Consider the following 21349-nt stretch of genomic DNA (forward strand, 5'->3'; position numbering starts at 1 on the left):
CTGTCGTCCCCGTCCCCCCTCCCACGAGATGTGCGCCGTGCGTTCTCTGCCCCTGCCGCTCGCCCTCACCGCCCGGCTGACCCCGGTCGCCGCCCTCGCCTGCGCCGGGTGGGTGCTGTCCGCCGGCCCCGCCGCGCCACAGACGTCGGCCTCCGGGCACCGGGCCGAGGCGAGCACGCCCGACACGTCGTCCGCCGCGCCCTCGACCCCGGCGGCCCCGAAGCAGTACTCCACCGCGCCCTCCCCCTGCTCCGCCGTGCCCGCCTCGACCGTCAAGGACCTGGTGCCCGGCGCGAAGCCGGCCGGCAAGGAGATCCCCTCGACCGACCCGAAGCTGCGCCGCACCTGCTCCTGGAACGCCCTGCACGGCTACGCGTACCACTGGCTCGACGTCTCCTACGAGATCAGCGGCTCCGAGCAGGAGGCGAAGCAGGAGTTCCAGCAGCAGGTGAGCAGGAAGAGCGGCGGCGGCACGGTACCGGGTCTCGGGGACGGCGCGTACTCCGTCGTCGGTCTCTCCACCGAGGACAAGCAGCAGACCCGCGAGGGCGTGGTGATGGCGCGCGTCTCCAACGCCGTCGTGGTGGTGACGTACAGCGGCAGCGACTTCGAGACCAAGAAGGCGCCGGGGACGGACGAGATCAACACCGGGGCCATCCGGGTGGCGCGGGCAGCGGTCGGGGGGCTCGGGGGCGGGCGGTCCGGGTCCGGTTCCGGCTGATCGCCGCGCCCGCCCCCGAGCGCGGCTCAGGCCGTGGCCCGCTCCCGGCCGCCCGCCGGCAGGGTCAGCACCAGGTAGAGCACCAGCGAGGTGCCCAGGCCCACCGCCCAGCCGTAGTCGGCGAGCGGCGCGAGGGCCGGGATCGGGCGGCCGTCGTAGAGCGGCTTGAGGCTGGCACCGCCGACCGCGAGGACACCGCCGACGAGGAAGGCGAGCACCGCCCGCCAGTTCCAGCCGCTCGTGTACCAGTACCGGCCGCCGGTGCGGTACAGGTCGGCGAGGTTCAGCCGGGTGCGGCGCACGATCCAGTAGTCGGCGACGAGGATGCCCGCGACGGTGCCCAGCAGCCCGCCGACCAGGCCGAGCCAGGTGAAGATGTAGCCCTGCGGGTCGGAGTACAGCTTCCACGGGAAGATCAGCACCGCGAGCACCGCGGTGATGAGCGCGCCGGAGCGGAAACTCACCTTGCTGGGCGCCACGTTGGAGAAGTCGAAGGCCGGGGAGACCAGGTTGGCGGCGATGTTGACCGAGAGGGTCGCCACCAGGACCGTGACCAGGGCGTAGAGCAGGCCGACCACGTTGTCGGTCTTCGCGGCCAGCTGCACCGGGTCCCAGACGGGCTCGCCGTAGACCGCCTGCGAACCGGAGGTGACCAGGACGGACAGGAAGGCGAAGAGCGTCATCGTGGTGGGCAGGCCGAGCGCCTGGCCCCAGGTCTGGGCCTTCTGGCTGCGGCCGTAGCGGGTGAAGTCCGGGATGTTCAGGGACAGCGTGGACCAGAAACCGATCATGCCCATCAGGGACGGCCAGAACAGCTTCCAGAACTCCCCGCCCCAGCCGAGCCGGGACGGCTGGTCGAACAGCGGCCCGACACCGCCTGCCCTGGACGCCATCCACCACAGCATCACGAACGCGCCGACCAGTACGAACGGCGCGGCCCAGTTCTCGAAACGGCGGATGGTCTCCATACCCCGGTGGATGATGGCCACTTGGAGCACCCAGAAGAGGGCGAACGACAGCCACATGGTCCAGGCGTAGCCGCCGACGCGGGCCGCGTTCGACCAGCCGTCGCCGATCAGTTTCCCGGCGAGGAAGTAGATGGCCTCGCCGCCGATCCAGGTCTGGATGCCGAACCAGCCGCAGGCCACCAACGCCCGTACGACGGCGGGGAGGTTGGCGCCGCGCACGCCGAAGGAGGCGCGGGCGAAGACCGGGAAGGGGATGCCGTACTTCGGTCCGGCGTGCCCGGTCAGCAGCATCGGCACCAGGACGACCAGGTTGGCGACGGCGATGGTGAACACCGCCTGTTTCCAGTCCATGCCGACGGCGATCAGACCGGAGGCCAGCGTCCAGGAGGCGGTGTTGTGGGCCATGCCGACCCACAGCGCGGAGAAGTTGTACGTCGTCCACGTGCGCCGGGCGGCCGGGACCGGCAGCAGGTCCTCGTTGGCGTAGCGGCCGCTGGGCCGCGGCGCGCCGGGGGCGATCTCCACCCGGCCGTCGGCGAGGGTGACCTGGGTCGGCGGTGGTATGTGCGAGGGAGCGGTGTCGGTCATGGGCGGGCCCCAATCGGGAGACGAGGTGGGTCGGCGAAGGCCGTGCGGGCACCAGCCCCTCCCCGCGGGGAGACGGGGAGGGGTGACCAGGGGTGGGGGGTTGGGGTGGCCCCCCGGGGGGACCGGACGAGGGGACGGAACGGGCCTGGGGGTCAGGAGCCGACGGCCGGGATCACCTGCGTGCCGTAGGCGTCGATGGTGGCCTCCTGCGCGTCGTGCATGTCGTACAGCGCGAACTGGTCGACGCCCAGGGCGCGGAGCGCGTTCAGTTTCTCGATGTGCCGTTCGGCCGGCCCGATGAGGCAGAACCGGTCCACGATCTCGTCGGGCACGAACTCGGTGTCGGGGTTGCCGCTGCGCCCGTGGTGGGCGTAGTCGTAGCCCTGGCGGGCCTTGATGTAGTCGGTCAGTTCCTCCGGGACCTGCGCGGAGTGCTCGCCGTACTTGGCGACCAGGTCGGCCACGTGGTTGCCGACCATGCCGCCGAACCAGCGGCACTGGTCGCGGGCGTGGGCGAGTGCCTCGGGCGAGTCGTCCGCGGTGACGTACGCCGGGGCGGCCACGCAGACGGTGACCTCGTCGGGGTCGCGGCCGGCCGCCCGCGCCGCGTCCTTGACGGCCTTCACCATGTACTCGGTGAGGTAGAGGTCGGCCAGCTGGAGGATGAAGCCGTCGGCCTCCTCGCCGGTCATCTTCAGCGCCTTGGGGCCGTACGCGGCCATCCAGACGGGGAGCCGGGCACCGGGGCGCACCCACGGGAACGCGACGACCGTGCCGCCGCCGAGGTCGGCGGGGTCGCCCCGGCCGAGGGCGCGGATCACCTTCATGGCCTCGCTGATGCGCGCGAGGGTGTTGGGCCTGCGGCCCGCGACCCGCATCGCGGAGTCGCCGCGGCCGATGCCGCACACGGTGCGGTTGCCGAACATGTCGTTGAGGGTGGCGAAGGTGGAGGCGGTGACCTCCGGGGTCCGGGTGGACGGGTTGGTGACCATCGGCCCGACCGTCAACCGCTCTGTCCGCGCGAGGATCTGGCTGTAGATCACGAACGGTTCCTGCCACAGCACGGCGGAGTCGAAGGTCCAGCCGTAGCGGAAGCCGTTGCGTTCGGCCCGTTGCATGAGCTGGATGACGCGGGAGGCCGGCGGGTCGGTCTGCAGGACGAGTCCGAAGTCCATGGGCGCTGCTCCTAGTCGAGGTACTGGCAGGTGGAGCGTGGGGTGTAGACGCCGTGCCCGGCGTGCCCGGTGTACTCCCGCCGGTCGATGACGGTCTCGCCGCGCGAGAGGACCGTCTCCACCCGGCCGGTGATCCGCCGGCCCTCGTACGCCGAGTAGTCGACGTTCATGTGGTGCGTCCCGGCGGAGATCACCTGCGAGGCGCCCGGGTCGTAGATCACCACGTCGGCGTCGGCGCCCGGGGCGATGGTGCCCTTCTTCGGGTACAGGCCGAACATCCGCGCCGGGGTGGCGCACGCGATCTCGATCCAGCGGCGGCGGGAGATGTGCCCGTCGACGACCGCCTGGTGCAGGAGGTCCATCCGGTTCTCCACGCCCGGCATCCCGTTGGGGATCTTGGAGAAGTCGCCCCGGCCCAGCTCCTTCTGGCCGCTGAAGCAGAAGGGGCAGTGGTCGGTGGAGACCACCTGGAGGTCGTTGGTGCGCAGGCCCCGCCAGAGCGCCGCCTGGTGCTCCTTGGGCCGCAGGGGCGTCGAGCACACGTACTTGGCGCCCTCGAAGCCGGGCTCGGCGAGGTTGTCGGTGGACAGGAAGAGGTACTGCGGGCAGGTCTCGCCGAACACGTTCAGACCGTCGTCGCGGGCCCGCGCCAGCTCGGCGAGCGCCTCCGCCGCCGAGACGTGCACGACGTACAGCGGCGCGCCGGCGACCTGGGCGAGCCGGATGGCGCGGTGGGTGGCCTCGGCCTCCAGCAGCGCCTTGCGGACCTCGCCGTGGTAGCGCGGGTCCCGCTCACCGCGGGCGAGGGCCTGTTCGACCAGGACGTCGATGGCGATGCCGTTCTCGGCGTGCATCATGATCAGCCCGCCGTTCCCGGCGGCGCGCTGCATGGCGCGCAGGATCCGGCCGTCGTCGGAGTAGAACACCCCGGGGTAGGCCATGAACTGCTTGAAGGAGGTCACGCCCTCCTCCACGAGCAGATCCATCTCCTTCAGCGTCTCCTCGTTCACATCGGAGACGATCATGTGGAAGGCGTAGTCGATCGCGCAGTTGCCCTCCGCCTTCTGGTGCCAGGCGTCCAGTCCCTCGCGCAGGGTGTGGCCGACGCTCTGGACGGCAAAGTCCACGATCGTGGTCGTACCGCCCCAGGCGGCGGCGCGGGTGCCGGTCTCGAAGGTGTCGGAGGCGTAGGTGCCGCCGAAGGGCATCTCCATGTGGGTGTGGCCGTCGACGCCGCCGGGGATGACGTACTTCCCCGTGGCGTCGATGACGTGGTCGGCGGTGAGCGCTGCGGCGGCGGGCCCGGCGGATGCCGCGAGGGCGGCGATGCGGCCGTCCTCGATGAGGACGTCGGCGTGGATCTCGTCGGACGCGGTGACGACGAGACCACCGCGGATGATTTTTCGGCCGGTCATTGGTCCTCTCTCGTGGTCGGCTGCGGGTGATTCGTGGCGGGTCGCGCCCGCGCGGCGGCAGCCGCGGATCGGCTACGGCCGCGCGCCCCCTCGGGCGCTTTTCACGGAGCCGTCAGCGGGCCGTACGCGCCCGGTGCCCGGTCCCGGTAGAACTGCCAGCGGTCGCGGACCTCGCGGAGTTTCGCGAGGTCGAGGTCGCGCACGACCAGTTCGGTCTCCTTGTCGCTCGCGACCTCGCCGACGAACTGGGCCTCGGGGTCCACGAAGTAGGTCGTGCCGTAGAAGTCGTTCTCGCCCAGGTCCTCCACGCCGACCCGGTTGATCGCGCCGACGAAGTACTCGTTGGCGACGGCCGCCGCGGGCTGCTCCAGCTGCCACAGGTACTTGGACAGGCCGCGGGAGGTCGCCGAGGGGTTGAAGACGATCTCCGCGCCCGCGAGGCCGAGAGCCCGCCAGCCCTCCGGGAAGTGGCGGTCGTAGCAGATGTAGACGCCGATCCGGCCGACGGCGGTGTCGAAGACGGGCCAGCCGCTGTTGCCGGGACGGAAGTAGAACTTCTCCCAGAATCCCTGGACCTGGGGGATGTGGGTCTTGCGGTACTTGCCCAGGTAGGTGCCGTCGGCGTCGATCACGGCGGCGGTGTTGTAGAGGACGCCCGGCTGTTCCTCCTCGTACATCGGCAGGATCAGGACGATGCCCAGCGCACGGGCGAGGGACTGGAAGCGCTGGACGGTCGGGCCCTCGGGGATCCGCTCGGCGTAGTCGTAGAACGCCTTGTCCTGGACCTGGCAGAAGTAGGGGCCGTAGAACAGCTCCTGGAAGCACAGGACCTGGGCGCCCTGCGCGGCCGCGTCGCGGACCGCCTGCTCGTGGACCTGGATCATGGATTCCTTGTCGCCGGTCCAGGCGGTCTGGAAGAGGGCGGCACGGATCACTCGGCTCATCGGGACCTCCGGTAGCTGGGTGTGCGGTGAGCCTAGGAAGCGGGCGGGCGGGCTTCGACGGGCAGCGTGTCACGTCCCCGGGCGCTTCGCGTGCCACCGTGTCATGTCTGCGCGGGCCCATGTTTCACCCCCGTTTTCCCAGGTGATCGCAGGTTTCAGCGTTGTTGCGCGTCATGCGCGAGCAGCGCGATGTGCACGGAGGCGGCCTGTTCGAAGTCGTCCAGGTCGACGCCGAGGCGGCCCTGTATGGCCTCCAGGCGGCGGTAGAGCGCGGGTCGGGAGACGTGGTGCAGCCGGGCGGTGCGGGACTTGTTGCGGCCGGTGGCCAGGTAGGTGCGCAGCACGCCGAGCAGCTCGGGTTCGGGCGCCCGCAGCAGCCCGTCCAGCTCCCGCTCCGCGAACGCCTGCACATGCGGGTCGTCGCGCAACAGCCGCACGAGGCCCCGCAGATGGACGTCCCTCAGGCGTACGACGACGGGCAGGCCGAGGGCGGTGGAGGAGCCGGCGACGGCTTCGGCGACATGGCGGGCCTCGCGCAGTCCCGCGGGCACCTCGTCCCAGACGGTGCGCGGGTCGGCGGCGGCGACCACCGCGGCGGGCCGTCCGGTGCCCTCGCGCAGCCGGGCCGCGAAGAGCGTGGTGAGGGCGTCGGCGGGCCGGTCACGCGGAAGGCTGAGCAGGACCGCGGTGACCCCGTCGGCCAGCTCGGCGGCGAGCCCGGACAGGCCCAGGACCCGCAACAGCCGGTCCAGGACGGCCGGTTCGGCGTCGGGCACGACGAGCGGCACGAAGGTGCGCAGATTGACCGGCAGCCCGGCGGCGCGGGCGCGGGGCAGCAGTTGGCGGGCCGGTACGACGCCGGAGACGAGGTCGGTCAGCAGGCTCTGCGCGGACTGCTCCTCCCAGCTCAGCGGGGAACCGCCGAGCATGCGGTGCAGGACCAGCGCCTCGGCGGCCCGGTCGGCGAGCAGCCGTCCGGTGGCCGCCTCGCCCCGGTAGCCGCACAGCAGCAGCCGGCCCCAGAGTTCGCCGCGGCCGCCGAGTTCGGCGCGGATCCAGGCGTCGAGGGCACCGCCGCCGGCCTGCCGGGCGACGCGCTCCCAGTCGCGCAGCACGTCGTCCACGGCGGAGCGCTCCCCCGCCGTGGCGAGGACGCGGTGGGCGAGGTTGGTGAGGACGACCGGGCAGGCGCTGTGCCGGGCGACCTCGTCGAGGAGCCGCTGGAGCGGGGCGCCGGCCGTGATCAGCGCGGTGAGATCGGTGCGTACCGCCTCCGACAGGCTGACGGCCGCGAACTTGCGCCGTACCAGCCGTGACTGCACCTCCTCGGTCAACTCCGCGAAGGGGAAAGGGCGGTGCAGCACGACCAGCGGCAGCCCGCAGCGCTCGGCGGCGCGGCGCATCACCTCGGGCGGAGCGGGAAAGGCCCGCCCGAGGCCGAGGACCACGGCGGCGGCCTCGGCGCGGTGCAGGGACTGGATGTAATCGGCCTGCTTGGCCTCGTCGCCGGCGAGGAGCACGCCGGTGGTGAGCACCATCTCGCCGCCGCTGAGCATCACGCCCACGTCGGCGGCCTCGGCGACGTGCACCCAGCGCACCGGCCGGTCGAGACCGCCGGCACCGGCCACCACCTCCGGCTCCCCGGCGAGCACCCGCTCCAGCGTCAGCACCTGGCGCACGGAGAGGGCGGGCTCCGGCGGGGCGGCGTGACGGGACTCGGAGGTGGTGGTCATGGCCGTATCCCCTTGGTGCTCGGCAGTGCCAGGTGTCCCCTTGGTGTAGTACGTGTTTGTTACGAGTAGGCGCTCCGGAGCGCGTCCTCCAGGATGTCGGCGCCCTCCTCGGCCTCCGCCACGGTCAGCGACAGCGGCGGGGCGACACGCAGGGCGCTGGTGTCGTGGCCGCCGCCCTTGCCGATGAGCAGGCCGCCCGCGCGGGCCGCCTCCAGGACGGCGGCGGCCGCCTGCGGGTCGGCCTCGCCGGTGTCCGGCTTCGCCAGCTCGATGCCGATCATCAGGCCGCGCCCCCGGATCTCCCGTACCCCGGGCAGCTGGGCGGTGACGGCGCGCAGCCGCTCGATGAGCAGGCCGCCGACCCGGCGGGCGTTGCCCTGGAGGTCGTGTTCGAGGAGATAGGCGAGGTTGGCGAGGCCGGCCGCCATGGTGAGCTGGGTGCCGCCGAAGGTGGAGATGCTGTTGGCGTCCAGGCAGTTCATGATCTCGGCGCGGGCGATGACCCCGCCGATGGAGGCGCCGTTGCCGATGCCCTTGGCGAAGGTGACGATGTCCGGGGGGCCGCTGCGGGCGTGCGCCTGCCAGCCCCAGAAGTGGTCGCCGGTGCGGCCCCAGCCGGTCTGCACCTCGTCGGAGATCCACAGGATGCCGTGGGCGTTCAGCACCTCGCGGAAGGCGGCGTACAGGCCGTCGGGCGGGGAGGTGAACCCGCCGACGCCCTGGATGGGTTCGGCGATCAGCGCGGCGGGGGGCCGGGTGTGGCCGAGGACGTCCTTCAGGTCGGCGACACAGGCGTCGATGAAGGCGCGGTCGTCGAGGTGGGCGAAGGGTCCCCGGGTGCGGACGCCGCCGTGCACGTACAGGGTCTGCAGCGGGGACAGGGACGTCGGGGACCAGCCGCGGTTGCCGGTGACGCCGACGGTGGAGAAGGAGCGGCCGTGGTAGCTGTTGCGCATGGCCAGGATGCTGTTGGTGCGCCGGTACGTGGTGGCCAGCAGCAGCGCGGTGTCGTTGGCCTCGGTGCCGGAGGTGGTGAAGAAGACGCGGGCGTCGGGGATGCCGCTCACCTGGGCCACCCGCTCGGCGAGTTCGACCATCGGGCGGTTGAGGTAGAGGGTCGAGGAGTGCAGGATGCGTCCGGCCTGCTCGCTGACCGCCTTGGTGACCTCGGGCAGCGCGTGCGCGGTCATCGTGGTGAGGATGCCGCCGAAGAAGTCCAGGTAGCGGTTGCCGTCGGAGTCCCAGACGTGGCGGCCCTCACCGTGGGTGATCTCGATCGGGTCGTCGTAGTAGAGGGCGAGCCAGTCCGGCATCACCCTGCGGTGTCGGGAGTAGAGGTCGCTCACGGCTGCACCAGCCCTTCGTAGGCGTCGGGACGGCGGTCGCGGTAGAAGGCCCACTGCTGCCGCACGTCGTCGATGAGTGCGAGGTCCAGGTCGCGGACGAGGAGTTCCTCGGCCTCGTCGCCCGCGACGTCGCCGACGAACCGGCCCGTGGGGTCCACGAAGTACGACGTCCCGTAGAAGTCGTCGTCCCCGTACTCCTCCTGTCCCACCCGGTTGATGGCGGCGACGAAGTACTCGTTGGCCACGGCCGCGGCGGGCTGCTCCAGCTGCCACAGGTGGGCGGACAGGCCCCGGTGGGTGGCGGAGGGGTTGTAGACCAGCCTGGCTCCGTTGAGCCCGAGTTGCCGCCAGCCCTCCGGGAAGTGGCGGTCGTAGCAGATGTAGACGCCGACCTTGCCGACGGCGGTGTCGAAGACGGGCCAGCCGAGGTTGCCGGGGCGGAAGTAGTACTTCTCCCAGAAGCCCTCGACCTGGGGGATGTGGTGCTTGCGGTACTTGCCGAGGTAGCTGCCGTCGGCGTCGATCACGGCGGCGGTGTTGTAGTAGAACCCGGACTGCTCGATCTCGGACACCGGCGCGACGATCACCATGCCGGTCTCCCGCGCCAGGTCCCTCATCCGCCGCACCGTCGGCCCGTCGGGCACGGGTTCGGCCCACCGGAAGTGTTCCTTGTCCTGGACCTGGCAGAAGTAGGGGGCGTTGAACACCTCCTGGAACCCGATGATCCGCGCGCCCCGCCGGGCCGCCTCACGGGCGTGCTCCTCGTGTTTCGCCACCATGGACCCGGTGTCGCCGGTCCAGGTGGCCTGGACCAGCGCGGCGCGGACGACGTTGGCCATGAGGTGCTCCTTCGACACGACGTCAGAGCCTCTACACCCGTAGAGCAGACCGTAGAGGCACGAACGTAAGCCTCCCGGGGCGCCTTGCCAAGACCATCGCCGCCAACCCGCCGATTCACACTCCGGTGGGTGAGCCGGGGCCCGGGGTCTCCTAGACGGCCGCCGGGGTGCAGTGCGCCGCCAGCTCGTCCATCGACAGGCCCAGCGCTCCGGCCAGCGCGGCCACCGTGAAGAACGCCGGGGTCGGCGCGCGGCCCGTCTCGATCTTGCGCAGCGTCTCGGCCGAGACACCCGCCGCGGCGGCGACGTCGACCATGCTCCGGTCGCCGCGCGCCTCGCGCAGCAGCCGCCCGAGCCGCTCGCCGCGCTCGTGCTCTTCGGGGGTGAGGGGGGTGCGCACCATGCGTCCATTGTGCCCGGCCCCCGTTCGAATACCGCCCTCCGCGTGCGTCCAATTCAAATACCGGTATAGTAATTGGCATGGTGGAACTGAAGACGGACGCGTCCATCGACGCGATGCACGCCGCGGGCCAGGTCGTCGGGCGGGCCCTGAGTGCCGTACGGGAGGCCGCGGGGGTCGGGGTCTCCCTGCTGGACCTCGACGAGGTGGCGCGGGAGGTGCTGCGGACGGCGGGGGCCTCCTCGCCGTTCCTCGGGTACCGCCCCTCCTTCGCCCCGACCCCCTTCCCCGCGGTGATCTGCGCCTCGGTCAACGACGCGATCGTGCACGGCGTCCCCACCGGGTACCGGCTGCGCGACGGCGACCTGGTCTCCATCGACTGCGGGGCGCTGCTGGACGGCTGGGCCGGCGACTCGGCGATCAGCTTCACGGTGGGCCGTCCGCGCCCGGCCGACGTCCGGCTGATCGACACCGCGGAGCGGGCGCTGGCGGCCGGCATCGAGGCGGCCGTGGTGGGCAACCGCATCGGCGACATCGCGCACGCCGTCGGCCGGGTGTGCCGTGCGGCGGGCTACGGCGTCCCGCAGGACTTCGGCGGCCACGGCATCGGCCGCCGTATGCACGAGGACCCCGGCGTCCCCAACGAGGGGCGGCCCGGCCGCGGTCTCCCGCTGCGCCCCGGCCTGGTCCTCGCCATCGAGCCGATGCTGATCGCGGGCGGCCGCGACGACTACCACCCCGCCCCCGACGGCTGGACCCTGCGCACGAACGACGGCTCCCGCGCCGCCCACGTGGAACACACCGTGGCGATCACGGAGAGCGGCCCCCGGGTCCTGACGGCGAGGGAGACGCCCTGAGGGCGCGGGACCGTACCGGCGTGCGGCTCCGTCGCTCGGCGCGACCGCCCGCGCGGACCCGCACGCCACCGCCCCCGCACGCCCGCCCCCCTCCTGGGCGAACATGCCCACCCCCACACTTCATGCCATCGTGGGCATGAGCAGCCCCACCCCGGTTACCCGGCGGAGCCACCGTCAGCGAAGGAACGGAACGCCATGACCAACGGCTACCCTCCTGACCCCTTCGGCGAATTCCTCGCCCGCTTCTTCAGCGGTGCCGCCGGAGGCAGCGGCACGCCCGGCCCACGGCACATCGACATCGGCCGGCTGCTCAGTCAGCCGGCCCGGGAGCTGGTCAAAGGGGCGGCACAGTACGCGGCCGAGCACGGCAGCCGGGACCTGGACACCCAGCACCTGCTGCGCGCGGCGGCGGCCACCGAGCCCACCCGGAGCCTGCTGACCCGGGCGGGGGCCGATCCGGACTCGCTCGCGACGGAGATCGACGACCGGGCGGGCCCGGTGCAGCACCCGCCGGGCGACATCCCGGCGCCGACCTCGCTGTCCCTGACACCCGCCGTGAAGCGGGCCCTGCTGGACGCGCACGACATGGCGCGCTCCAGCGGCGCGGGGTACATCGGCCCGGAGCACGTGCTCAGCGCGCTGGCCGCGAACCCGGACTCGGCGGCGGGGCACATCCTGCACGCGGCCCGGTTCGCGGCGGGCGCGCTGCCGCCGGAGGCGCCGGAGGGCACCCCGGTGCGCGTGGAGCGGCAGCGGCCCTCCACCACGCCCACGCTGGACAAGTACGGCCGCGACCTGACCGAGCTGGCCGGGCAGGGCCGGATCGACCCGGTGATCGGGCGGGACACCGAGATCGAGCAGACCATCGAGGTGCTGTCCCGACGCGGCAAGAACAACCCCGTGCTCATCGGCGACGCGGGCGTCGGCAAGACGGCCATCGTGGAGGGGCTCGCCCAGCGGATCGCCGACGGCGACGTGCCGGACCAGCTGGCCGGGCGGCGGGTGGTCGCCCTCGACCTGACCGGAGTGGTGGCCGGCACCCGCTACCGGGGCGACTTCGAGGAGCGCCTCAACAACATCGTGGAGGAGATCCGCGCCAACTCCGACCGGTTGATCGTGTTCATCGACGAGCTGCACACCGTCGTCGGCGCGGGCTCCGGCGGCGAGGGCGGCACGCTGGACGCGGGCAACATCCTCAAGCCCGCGCTCTCCCGGGGCGAGCTGCACATCGTGGGCGCGACCACCCTGGAGGAGTTCCGCCGCATCGAGAAGGACGCGGCGCTGGCCCGCCGCTTCCAGCCGGTCCTGGTGCCCGAGCCGACCGTGCAGGACACCATCGAGATCCTGCGCGGGCTGCGCGACCGGTACGAGGCCCACCACCAGGTCCGGTACACCGACGAGGCGCTCGTCGCCGCCGTGGAGCTGTCCGATCGGTACCTCACCGACCGGCGGTTGCCGGACAAGGCGATCGACCTGATCGACCAGGCGGGCGCCCGGGTCCGGCTCGGCGCCCGCACCAAGGGCACCGACGTGCGCACGATGGAGCGCGAGCTGGACCAGCTGGTCCGGGACAAGGACCAGGCGGTCGCCGACGAGGACTACGAAGAGGCCAAGCAGCTGCGCGACCGGATCGCGGAGCTGAAGGGGCGCATCAGCGAGGCGTCCGGCGGCGGACAGGCGGACGAGGGCCAGATGGAGGTGACGGCCGAGTCCATCGCCGAGGTGGTCTCCCGGCAGACCGGCATCCCGGTCAGCCGGCTCACCCAGGAGGAGAAGGAACGGTTGCTCGGTCTGGAGGAACACCTCCACCAGCGGGTCGTCGGCCAGGAGGAGGCCGTCGCCGTGGTCGCCGAGGCGGTGCTGCGCTCGCGCGCCGGGCTCGCCAGCCCCAGGCGCCCGATCGGCAGCTTCCTCTTCCTCGGCCCGACCGGTGTCGGCAAGACCGAGCTGGCCCGCGCGCTCGCCGAGGCGCTGTTCGGCAGCGAGGACCGCATGGTCCGCCTGGACATGAGCGAGTACCAGGAACGGCACACCGTCTCCCGGCTGGTCGGCGCCCCGCCCGGCTACGTCGGCCACGAGGAGGCCGGCCAGCTCACCGAGGTGGTGCGCCGGCACCCGTACTCGCTGCTCCTGCTCGACGAGGTGGAGAAGGCGCACCCGGACGTCTTCAACATCCTGCTCCAGGTGCTGGACGACGGCCGGCTCACCGACGCCCAGGGCCGCACCGTCGACTTCACCAACACGGTCATCGTGATGACCAGCAACCTCGGCTCCGAGGCGATCACCCGGCGCGGTGCGGGGATCGGGTTCGGGCCGGGCGGCGCGGAGGCCGACGAGGAGGCCCGGCGCGAGCAGATCCTGCGGCCGCTGCGCGAGCACTTCCGGCCCGAGTTCCTCAACCGCATCGACGAGATCGTGGTCTTCCGCCAGCTCACCGGCGAGCAACTGCGGCGCATCACCGACCTGTTGCTGGAGAGCACCCGGCGGCTGCTGGACGGCCAGGGCGTCGGAGTGGAGTTCACGGACGCGGCGGTCGACTGGATCGCCGAGCGGGGCTACCAACCGGAGTACGGTGCCCGGCCGCTGCGCCGCACCATCCAGCGCGAGGTGGACAACCGGCTGTCGCGGCTGCTGCTGAACGGCACGATCTCCGAGGGCGACCGGGTCACGGTGGACGTCAAGGACGGGCGGCTGGACTTCCGGACGCCCGAGCCGCCGACGGGCGCCGCGGCGGGGCGCCAGGCCCCGCCCACCGGCCCCACGGCGTGAGAACCGTGTGCGAAGGCGCCGGGGACGAGCCGTCCCCGGCGCCTTCGTCGTGCCCGCGGGGTCTAAGGGGCCTGGTCCACGACCATCGCCGAACCCCCGCCGCGTCGTACCTTCTCCGCCGCGGCCAGCCACCTGCCGTCGGGCAGCCGCTGCACGCCGGTCGCGGCGCCGATCTCCGGGTTGAGGGTGAAGCGGTGGCCGATGGCCTCCAGCTGGGACCTCAGCGGGCTGTCGTACAGGGCCGGTTCGAGTTCCGTCCGGGCCGCGTTGCGCTGGCTGGCGCGGGGCGCGGCGATGGCGTCGACCAGCGGCAGCCGCCGGTCGAGGAACTCGGTGAGGGTCTGCAGCACGGTGGTGATGATGGTCGCGCCGCCGGGCGAACCCAGGGCCACGACGGGCCGGTTGTGGGCGTCGAGGACGATCGTCGGCGAGATCGAGGAGCGCGGCCGCTTGCCCGGCCCCGGCAGGTTCGGGTCGGGCACCGACGGGCTCGCGGGGGCGAAGGAGAAGTCCGTCAGCTCGTTGTTGAGCAGGAAGCCCCGGCCGGGCACGGTCATCGCGCTGCCGCCGGTCTGCTCGATGGTGAGCGTGTACGAGACGACGTCGCCCCACTTGTCGGCCACCGTCAGATGGGTGGTGTTCTGGCCCTCGTACGTCGTCGGGGCCGCCTCGCCGCCCTGGTCGCAGTCCTTCGGGTGGTACGGGTCGCCGGGGGCGAGCGGACTGGTGAGGACCGCGTCGTCCTTGATCAGGCAGGCCCGCGAGTCCGCGAACCGCTGCGACAGCAGCCGGCTGGTGGGGACGTTCTCGAAGGCGGGGTCGCCGACCCAGCGGCCGCGGTCGGCGAACGCGATCCGGCTGGCCTCGATGAAGTGGTGCAGGTACTGCGCCTCGCTCATCTTCGAGAGGTCGGAGTTCTCCAGGATGTTGAGCGCCTCGCCGACCGTGGTGCCGCCCGAGGAGGACGGGGCGATGGAGTACACGTTCAGCCCGCGGTACGACGTCCTGGTGGGCGCCTGCGCCTTGGCGCGGTAGACGGCGAGGTCCTTCTCGGCGAGCTTGCCGGGGCGGGCGTTCCAGCCGGACGCCGGGTCCACGCGGGGGTGCTCGACCGTGTCGATGATGTCGTCGCCGATGTCGCCCCGGTAGATCGCGCCGATGCCCTTCTTCGCCAGCTCCTCGTAGGTGCGGGCGAGTTCGGGGTTCTTGAAGGTGGAGCCGACGGCGGGCAGGTTGCCACCGGGCAGGAACAGCTTGGCGGTGTCCGGGAAGTAGCGGAACCGGGTCTCGTTGGCGGCGGTCTGCGAGCGGAAGGTGTCGTCCACGGTGAAGCCGTCGCGGGCGAGCCGCTCGGCGGGCTTCAGGACACTGCCGAGCTTCCGGCTGCCCCACTGGTCGAGGGCCGTCTGCCAGGTGGCGGGCGTGCCCGGGGTGCCGACGCCGAGGCCGCTGCTGACCGCGTCGTCGAAGGGGAGCGGCTTGCCGTTCTCCATGAACAGGCCGGAGTCGGCGGACTGCGGTGCCGTCTCTCGGCCGTCGATGGTGTGGACCGTGCGCGTCCTCGCGTCGTAGTAGACGAAGTAGCCGCCCCCGCCGATGCCGGACGAGTAGGGCTCGGTGACGCCGAGCGCGGCGGCGGTGGCGACGGCGGCGTCCACCGCGTTGCCGCCGTGCTTGAGTACCTCGATGCCGGCGGCGGTGGCGTCCTTGTCGACGCTGGCGACGGCACCGCCGTAGCCCACGGCCACCGGTGTCTTGCCGGCCGGTTCGCTCTTCGGGGCGGGTGGCGCCGCGGCCCCCACCGTCACCACGGCGGCCGAGACCACCGTCAGAACCGCCAGCCTCCGCGTGCCTGGACGACCCATCCGTACCTCCCGTCGGGACAGTCAGCGCAGCGTAGCCAGATTGTCACACTCACGACAGTACGCCTCGATCACCCGCCACACGACCGCCACAGTTCGAACACCGGTACGCCCGGGGCGTCTCGGACCGCTAGCATGCGCGGCCATGAACGACGACGTGCGCAACATCGTCCTGGGTCTGGTGGCCACCGCCATCTCCGCCTCGCTCGGCTGGCTCGCCCGTACGTATCTGTGGCGCCGCGAACTCCGGCGCAAGCAGGCCTTCTTCGGTCTGCCGGAGCACGCGGAGTCGCTGCTCGTCGTCAACCGCGACCCGGCCGCGACAGAACCCGCCGTGCACCGCTTCGACGTGTTCGCGCTGCTGGAGCTGTCCGCGCTCATCAAGGAGTGCGGGGCGCACGCCGAGGTGGTCACGCAGGACGCGGTCCGTCAGGGCTTCGGCGAACGCACCGAGTTCTGTGTGGGCGGGCCGGCGTCCAACCGCCGCATGGCCGCGCACCTGTCAGCGATGCTGCCGGGCCTGCGGATCAACACCGAGCCCGAACCGGTCGCCGAGCGGTCCGCGTTCCGGATCGGCGGGGAGCACTACGCGATGGAGCGTGGCCTGTCGGAGCACGTGCTGCTCGCGCGGGTCACCACCGGGGGGCGGGCACGCCCGGTGTTCCTGTTCTGCGGCCAGAGCGCGATCACCAACCAGGCCGCGACCCGGTATCTGGCCCGTCATCACGAGCGGTTGGCCCGCAAGTACCGCGACGGCACCTTCGTGCTGCTGCTGAAGGTCCTCAACTCGGCCGCGTACGGACCGGACGTGGTGGAACTGGTGGCGGACGTGACCCGGGCGGCGCGCAGTCCGCTGCCGGAGCCGGAGGCCGCCGGGACCGCTTGACGCCGGGCGGCGTTGACGGGCCGTCGAGCGCAACTCGTCCGGCGCAGCTGACCTTCTCCTCGCCCGTGCGAGCAGTGATCTCCGGCTGCCGCCGGACGAGCCTGGCCCGTGTGAACTGCCGCCCCTCTCACGGCGCGGGAACCATGGGGTACCCGTCCGGCGGCAGTGCCTCCGTCCCGGTGCGGCTCGGCTTGATCACCTCACCACGGGGCGGAACGCACCATCGTAGTCGAGACGTCGGGGGCCCCGGTTCCCGGCATGATGGTAGGGCCCTCGGGCTGCCGCCGGGGCCATGTGCCGGACGTTCCCGCGAACCCGGGTAACGGGCGGGCCGCGAGGGGGTGTGACGGGCGGGGTCCGACGGGGCGCCGGGTGAACCGGCCGGTGCGCGTTGCCCGGTACGCCTTCTTCCAGTCGCCGTTCCTCGGTTCGATCAACGGATCGACGGCCATACGCAGCCCTACTCCACTCTCCGCCGGGTGGTGGTGGTTGCCGCAAACTATCCAGCCGGCCGGGGGGTCGAGGGGCGACACGCACCTTTCCGGCATTAGCCGTATTTAAGGCCGTGTTGGGGAGGCGGGGCAGGTGGTGCCGGGGTTCACACCTCGGCGATCTCCGCGTACAGCTGGGACAGCTCGGGCACGCCGGTCGCGGCCCACTGGCGCCCGGCGTCCACGACCTCCACCTCGCGGCCGGAGGCGAGCCGCAGGACGGGCTCGCCGCCGGCGCTGATCCGCCAGGCGGCACCGGGTACGGTGCGCACCACGACGGTGCCGAGGTACAGCCCGGCGTCGTGGCCCAGCGAGGTCAGCGTCTCGGCGTCGTCGCGCCAGCGCGGGACCATCTGGTCCAGGGCCTCCAGGGAGGCCGGGGTGTCGTCCAGGCGGACGCCGCCCCGGACCGCCTGGGCGCGCAGCAGCTCGCACTCGGACAGCAGCGCGGCGACCGACTCGGGGTCGGCGGGCAACGCGGGGTGCTTCTTGTGCCGTGGGCCCAGGAACGGGAGGTTCATGGACCCAGCGTGGCATCACACGTCGAGGTCGACCACCACGGGCGCGTGATCGGAGGCGCCCTTGCCCTTGCGCTCCTCGCGGTCCACGTACGCGTCCTTGACGGCCTTGGCGAAGGGCGCGTTGCCGTACACCAGGTCGATGCGCATGCCGCGGTTCTTGGGGAAGCAGAGCTGGCGGTAGTCCCAGTAGGTGAAGGGGTGCTCGTATTTGAGCGGGCGCGGGACGACGTCGCTGAGGCCGGCCTCGCGCAGGGAGGTGAGGGCGGCACGCTCGGCGGGGGTGACGTGGGTGGCGCCCTCGAAGGCGGCCGTGTCGTAGACGTCGTCGTCGGTCGGCGCCACGTTGTAGTCGCCGAGGACGGCGAAGGGGCGGCTGCCCTGCGCGTCGCCGAGGACGGCGGCGCGCAGGGCCTCGAACCACTGGAGCTTGTAGGCGTAGTGAGGGTGGCCCACCTCACGGCCGTTGGGCACGTACACCGACCAGACGCGGACGGGGCCGCAGGTGGCGGAGATGGCGCGGGGCTCGGTCGCGCCCTCGTACCCGGGGTCGCCGGGCAGCCCCTTGACCACGTCCTCCAGGCCGACGCGGGAGAGCACCGCCACCCCGTTCCACCGGCCGGTGGCGTGCACGGCGGCCTCGTAGCCCAGCTCGCGCAGCGGCTCGGCGGGGAACTGCTCCTCGGCGACCTTGGCCTCCTGGAGGCAGAGCACGTCGGTGCCGCTGCTCTCCAGCCAGGCCAGCAGGCGTGGGAGGCGGGCGGTGATCGAGTTCACGTTCCAGGTCGCGATGCGCATGTCCCACAACCTACCCGGCGGGTACGACAACCCGGTCCCGCCCGCCTCAGACCCGGGCGGACGTCCCGGGGGCGAGCCGCTGGTGGTCGGTGCCGCCCAGGGCGCCGATCTGGTGGTCGTAGATCGGCCGGGCCAGGTCGGTGAGCAGGGCGTCGTGGATGTCGTAGGCGCGCAGCGGGCGCACCTCGCGGACGTAGTCGATCACCTCGGCGATCTTGTTCCAGGGCGCCATGACGGGGAGCATCAGCGTCTCCACGGGCTGGTCCGGAACCGTGAGGGCGTCGCCGGGGTGGAAGACCTTGCCGCCGTCGAGCAGGTACCCGACGTTGGTGATGCGCGGGATGTCCGGGTGGATCACGGCGTGCAGCTCACCGTGCACCTGCACGTCGAAGCCGGCGGCGGTGAAGGTGTCGCCGTGCCCGACGGTGTGCACGCGCCCGGGGAACGCCGCCGCGATCCGCTCCGCGACGGAGCGCAGCGTCCAGATCCGTGCGGCCGGGTTGTCCTCCATCGCCGCCCGCAGCCGGGACTCGTCGAAGTGGTCCGGGTGCTCGTGCGTCACGAGGATCGCGTCCGCCCCGAGCGCGGCGTCCTCCTCGCTGAACCCCCCGGGATCGACGACGAGCACCTGCCCGTCCTTCTCGACCCGGACGCAGGCGTGGGACTTCTTGGTGAGCTTCATGCCTCACCATCCTGCCGGAGGAGGTGGCGGGACGCGTGGGGACGCGGGGGCGGGGCTCCCGCCCCCGCCGTGCCCTCGGTCCCCGGCAGGGCCGCCGCCTCACTCCGCCGGGGTCGTCTCCTCCTGGATGACCTGCTGGGCGATCCGGAAGGCGCTGCCCGCCGCGGGGAGGCCGCAGTAGAGGGAGGTGTGGAGGAGGATCTCGCGGATCTCGTCGGGGGTGAGGCCGCTGCGGAGGGCGGCGCGGGTGTGGGAGGCGAGTTCCTCCAGGTGACCGCCGGCGACCAGCGCGGTGAGCGTGACGCAGCTGCGGGTGCGGCGGTCCAGGCCCGGACGGTCCCAGATCTCGCCCCAGGCGTAGCGGGTGACGAACTCCTGGAAGTCCTCGGAGAACCGGTCCGCTCCGGCCAGCTCCTGGTCCACGTGCGCGTCGCCGAGCACCTCCCGCCGGATCTTGAGCCCGGTGTCGTACCGGTCCGCGCGGTCCGCGGGCGGCTCCGCCACCGCGGCGGGCGCGATCTCCGCTACCGGGACCACCGCCTGCGGCGGCACCACCGGCAGCGGCGCCGTGCCCGGGGCTCCCGGCAGCGCGATCTGCCCGGTGTCGTACGGCTGCTGCCAGGCGGTGGAGAAGTGGTGGACCAGGAGGTCGGTCACGGCCGCCGGCTGCTCGACCGGCACCAGGTGCGAGGCCCCCGGGACGACCGCGAGCCGCGCGTCCGGGATGCCCGCGACCAGCGTGCGGGCCTCCGCCGGGCCGGTGACCTGGTCCTCGGAGCCGACCAGGACCAGCGTCGGCACACCCACCCGCCCCAGTTCGGTCCGCACGTCGAACGCGGCGAGGGCCTCGCAGGACGCGATGTAGCAGCCGGGGTCCGTGGTGCGCACCATCTGCACAGCCCACTCCGTGATCGCGGGCTGCGCCGCCGCGAACCCGCCGGTGAACCAGCGGTCGGGGGAGGTCCGGGCGATCGGGTCGAGACCGTTGGTGCGTACGATCACTCCGCGCTGCCGGAACTCGTCCGCCGTGCCGAACCGGGGCGAGGCGGCCACCAGCGCGAGCGAGGCCACCCGCTCCGGGTGCCGCAGCGCCAGCTCGATGCCGATCGCGCCGCCCAGCGCACAGCCCGCGTAGCCGAAGCGCTGCACGCCCAGGGAGTCCAGGGTCGCCAGCAGGCGGGCGCCGAGCTCCGCCACGGAACCGGCCGGATGGGCGGGCGCCCCGCCGTGGCCGGGCAGGTCGAACCGGAAGACCCGCCACTGCTTGGCCAGCTCCGGGACCTGGCGGTCCCACATGTGCCAGGTCGTGCCCAGTGAGGGAGCCAGGATCAGGACCGGAGCGTCTTCTGGCCCGTCAAAGCGGTATTGCAGGGTGTTCGGTGGTGTCTCGCTCACGCCCCAGACCCTCTCACGTCTCACGGACACCCTTATAACGAGGGGGTGACGGGCACCGGTCCGACCAGGTTGAAAACCCTCTCGGGCCGCATATCGTTCGGGGCATCGGATGGTCTCGCGTCGGACGCCTCGGATGATCTCGCGTCGGGTCGGCCCTCCTGCGTGCGGCGTTCGGAGTACGCCTGGTTCGGGGGGCGAAGGGCTGCCTGGTGAACAGGATGCAGCCGGGTGAACAGGATGCGGTGCAGGGCGGTGTTGGCCGCGCCGGCCGTCGCCGCGATCCTGTGGGCGCGGCCCAGTACCCGGCGTCCGTAATGATCTCGCGGAGCGGGCTGGGACGTCCCCGACGCAGAACCTCAGCCCGGTGAGGTGGCCAGGGCCTCCCCGGCCTGGCGGACGCGCCACTCCTCGATCCGATCCTGCTGCTGACGGGCTCGTCCGAGCAACGTGTCGAGCCGGGCCGGGTCCAGGCGCTCGTCGACGGCGCTGAGCCGGCGCAGGGTCTGCCAGCCGGCCGCCTTCCCCTCGACCCCCAGCCGCAGGGCTTCGAGGTCCAGTACGGTGCCGAGCGGCGAGGGGCGTACCAGGTGGCCGTTGGGCTTCAACCGTCCCAGCCGCTCGCCCGCCCAGCCCGCGCACACCTTGTAGCGGCGCACGGGGATGCCGAGGTCTCGCATGATGTCCAGCAGCGCTCTCCGGTCCTGGGCGATCTCGGCCGCTACGGGCTCGATCGCACGGCCGAGCGCGGAACCGCGGGCGGTGCGCGCCAGGCGGGTGGCGCGTCCGGTGCCGGCGGTGGCGCCGGCGAGGTGGTCGTTCAGATAGATGCCGAGCAGCTTCGTGTCGGCGCTTCGTCCGGTGGGGCGGCGCTGGGCGACGCCGGAATTCGGAAGGGCGTTCATCTGCGGTCTCCTCGGGTTGCCGTGCCCTGCCGGGTCCCCCTCCGGGTACCCGGCCGAACG

At 72.5% G+C, this 21349-nt stretch carries 18 protein-coding genes; 4 read left to right on the plus strand and 14 right to left on the minus strand.

The features are described from left to right. The first annotated feature begins 37 nt into the window (after positions 1-37). A complete protein-coding gene (locus QSK45_RS01970; RefSeq protein ID WP_285552548.1) occupies positions 38-721 on the plus strand; it encodes a hypothetical protein in 684 nt (227 codons plus the stop codon). Positions 722-747: 26 nt separating this feature from the next. Here QSK45_RS01970 and QSK45_RS01975 read toward each other — a convergent pair whose 3' ends face one another. The 8 genes from QSK45_RS01975 to QSK45_RS02010 all read right to left on the minus strand — a co-directional run bounded on the left by QSK45_RS01975 (position 748) and on the right by QSK45_RS02010 (position 10132). Next, the gene (locus QSK45_RS01975; RefSeq protein WP_285552549.1) at positions 748-2277 is read right to left on the minus strand and encodes an NCS1 family nucleobase:cation symporter-1; all 1530 of its coding nucleotides are present in this window, start codon (positions 2275-2277) and stop codon (positions 748-750) included. Positions 2278-2429: 152 nt separating this feature from the next. Beyond that, positions 2430-3452: a TIGR03842 family LLM class F420-dependent oxidoreductase gene (locus QSK45_RS01980; protein ID WP_285552551.1), complete on the minus strand. Its 1023-nt coding sequence runs from the start codon at positions 3450-3452 to the stop codon at positions 2430-2432. An 11-nt stretch (positions 3453-3463) separates the two neighbouring features. After that, positions 3464-4867, minus strand: a complete 1404-nt coding sequence (gene hydA / locus QSK45_RS01985) for a dihydropyrimidinase (protein WP_285552552.1) — start codon at positions 4865-4867, stop codon at positions 3464-3466. A 101-nt stretch (positions 4868-4968) separates the two neighbouring features. Next, entirely contained in the window at positions 4969-5811 is an 843-nt protein-coding gene (locus QSK45_RS01990; RefSeq protein ID WP_285552554.1) for a nitrilase-related carbon-nitrogen hydrolase, read from the minus strand. 155 nt (positions 5812-5966) lie between these two features. Beyond that, positions 5967-7544, minus strand: coding sequence for a PucR family transcriptional regulator (locus QSK45_RS01995; RefSeq protein WP_285552555.1), 1578 nt, complete (start codon positions 7542-7544; stop codon positions 5967-5969). Between the two features lie 59 nt (positions 7545-7603). Beyond that, on the minus strand, positions 7604-8890 hold the full coding sequence (locus tag QSK45_RS02000; RefSeq protein WP_285552557.1) for an aspartate aminotransferase family protein: 1287 nt from the start codon (positions 8888-8890) through the stop codon (positions 7604-7606). Continuing rightward, positions 8887-9729, minus strand: a complete 843-nt coding sequence (locus tag QSK45_RS02005) for a nitrilase-related carbon-nitrogen hydrolase (protein WP_285552559.1) — start codon at positions 9727-9729, stop codon at positions 8887-8889. Before QSK45_RS02005 ends, QSK45_RS02000 begins: the two co-directional genes overlap by 4 nt. Before the next feature lie 151 nt (positions 9730-9880). Continuing rightward, positions 9881-10132 carry a helix-turn-helix domain-containing protein gene (locus QSK45_RS02010; protein ID WP_285552561.1) on the minus strand — a complete coding sequence of 84 codons (252 nt, stop codon included), beginning with the start codon at positions 10130-10132 and terminating at the stop codon, positions 9881-9883. Between the two features lie 77 nt (positions 10133-10209). Between QSK45_RS02010 and map the strand changes: the two genes are divergently transcribed. After that, positions 10210-10986: a type I methionyl aminopeptidase gene (map, locus tag QSK45_RS02015; RefSeq protein ID WP_285552563.1), complete on the plus strand. Its 777-nt coding sequence runs from the start codon at positions 10210-10212 to the stop codon at positions 10984-10986. Positions 10987-11181: 195 nt separating this feature from the next. Beyond that, positions 11182-13755, plus strand: coding sequence for an ATP-dependent Clp protease ATP-binding subunit (locus QSK45_RS02020; RefSeq protein ID WP_285552565.1), 2574 nt, complete (start codon positions 11182-11184; stop codon positions 13753-13755). Positions 13756-13817: 62 nt separating this feature from the next. Here QSK45_RS02020 and ggt read toward each other — a convergent pair whose 3' ends face one another. Further along, positions 13818-15620, minus strand: a complete 1803-nt coding sequence (gene ggt / locus QSK45_RS02025) for a gamma-glutamyltransferase (protein ID WP_285552566.1) — start codon at positions 15618-15620, stop codon at positions 13818-13820. A 142-nt stretch (positions 15621-15762) separates the two neighbouring features. On the opposite strand from ggt, the gene QSK45_RS02030 reads away from it, so the two are divergent. Further along, a complete protein-coding gene (locus QSK45_RS02030; protein WP_285552569.1) occupies positions 15763-16503 on the plus strand; it encodes a hypothetical protein in 741 nt (246 codons plus the stop codon). A gap of 598 nt (positions 16504-17101) precedes the next feature. Here the strand turns inward: QSK45_RS02030 and QSK45_RS02035 are convergent. The 5 genes from QSK45_RS02035 to QSK45_RS02055 form a co-directional block, all read right to left on the minus strand. Then, positions 17102-17515, minus strand: coding sequence for a DUF6278 family protein (locus tag QSK45_RS02035; protein ID WP_285552571.1), 414 nt, complete (start codon positions 17513-17515; stop codon positions 17102-17104). A gap of 15 nt (positions 17516-17530) precedes the next feature. After that, positions 17531-18310, minus strand: coding sequence for an exodeoxyribonuclease III (locus QSK45_RS02040; RefSeq protein WP_285552573.1), 780 nt, complete (start codon positions 18308-18310; stop codon positions 17531-17533). Between the two features lie 46 nt (positions 18311-18356). Beyond that, positions 18357-18992, minus strand: a complete 636-nt coding sequence (locus QSK45_RS02045; RefSeq protein WP_285552575.1) for an MBL fold metallo-hydrolase — start codon at positions 18990-18992, stop codon at positions 18357-18359. A gap of 99 nt (positions 18993-19091) precedes the next feature. Further along, entirely contained in the window at positions 19092-20387 is a 1296-nt protein-coding gene (gene pcaDC / locus QSK45_RS02050) for a bifunctional 3-oxoadipate enol-lactonase/4-carboxymuconolactone decarboxylase PcaDC (protein ID WP_285552577.1), read from the minus strand. A 356-nt stretch (positions 20388-20743) separates the two neighbouring features. Next, the gene (locus QSK45_RS02055) at positions 20744-21289 is read right to left on the minus strand and encodes a hypothetical protein (RefSeq protein ID WP_285552579.1); all 546 of its coding nucleotides are present in this window, start codon (positions 21287-21289) and stop codon (positions 20744-20746) included. Between the last annotated feature and the right edge of the window lie 60 nt (positions 21290-21349).

This window comes from Streptomyces hygroscopicus subsp. hygroscopicus (assembly GCF_030269125.1).
Classification (GTDB): Bacteria; Actinomycetota; Actinomycetes; order Streptomycetales; family Streptomycetaceae; genus Streptomyces; species Streptomyces hygroscopicus_C.

What these genes read in the sequence shown, in the direction of transcription:
- QSK45_RS01975 (WP_285552549.1), bottom strand. Translation starts at nt 2,277, where the DNA reads ATGACCGACACCGCTCCCTCGCACATACCACCGCCGACCCAGGTCACC.
- QSK45_RS01980 (WP_285552551.1), bottom strand. Translation starts at nt 3,452, where the DNA reads ATGGACTTCGGACTCGTCCTGCAGACCGACCCGCCGGCCTCCCGCGTC.
- hydA (WP_285552552.1), bottom strand. Translation starts at nt 4,867, where the DNA reads ATGACCGGCCGAAAAATCATCCGCGGTGGTCTCGTCGTCACCGCGTCC.
- QSK45_RS01990 (WP_285552554.1), bottom strand. Translation starts at nt 5,811, where the DNA reads ATGAGCCGAGTGATCCGTGCCGCCCTCTTCCAGACCGCCTGGACCGGC.
- QSK45_RS01995 (WP_285552555.1), bottom strand. Translation starts at nt 7,544, where the DNA reads ATGACCACCACCTCCGAGTCCCGTCACGCCGCCCCGCCGGAGCCCGCC.
- QSK45_RS02005 (WP_285552559.1), bottom strand. Translation starts at nt 9,729, where the DNA reads ATGGCCAACGTCGTCCGCGCCGCGCTGGTCCAGGCCACCTGGACCGGC.
- QSK45_RS02010 (WP_285552561.1), bottom strand. Translation starts at nt 10,132, where the DNA reads ATGGTGCGCACCCCCCTCACCCCCGAAGAGCACGAGCGCGGCGAGCGG.
- map (WP_285552563.1), top strand. Translation starts at nt 10,210, where the DNA reads ATGGTGGAACTGAAGACGGACGCGTCCATCGACGCGATGCACGCCGCG.
- QSK45_RS02020 (WP_285552565.1), top strand. Translation starts at nt 11,182, where the DNA reads ATGACCAACGGCTACCCTCCTGACCCCTTCGGCGAATTCCTCGCCCGC.
- ggt (WP_285552566.1), bottom strand. Translation starts at nt 15,620, where the DNA reads ATGGGTCGTCCAGGCACGCGGAGGCTGGCGGTTCTGACGGTGGTCTCG.
- QSK45_RS02030 (WP_285552569.1), top strand. Translation starts at nt 15,763, where the DNA reads ATGAACGACGACGTGCGCAACATCGTCCTGGGTCTGGTGGCCACCGCC.
- QSK45_RS02035 (WP_285552571.1), bottom strand. Translation starts at nt 17,515, where the DNA reads ATGAACCTCCCGTTCCTGGGCCCACGGCACAAGAAGCACCCCGCGTTG.
- QSK45_RS02040 (WP_285552573.1), bottom strand. Translation starts at nt 18,310, where the DNA reads ATGCGCATCGCGACCTGGAACGTGAACTCGATCACCGCCCGCCTCCCA.
- QSK45_RS02045 (WP_285552575.1), bottom strand. Translation starts at nt 18,992, where the DNA reads ATGAAGCTCACCAAGAAGTCCCACGCCTGCGTCCGGGTCGAGAAGGAC.
- QSK45_RS02055 (WP_285552579.1), bottom strand. Translation starts at nt 21,289, where the DNA reads ATGAACGCCCTTCCGAATTCCGGCGTCGCCCAGCGCCGCCCCACCGGA.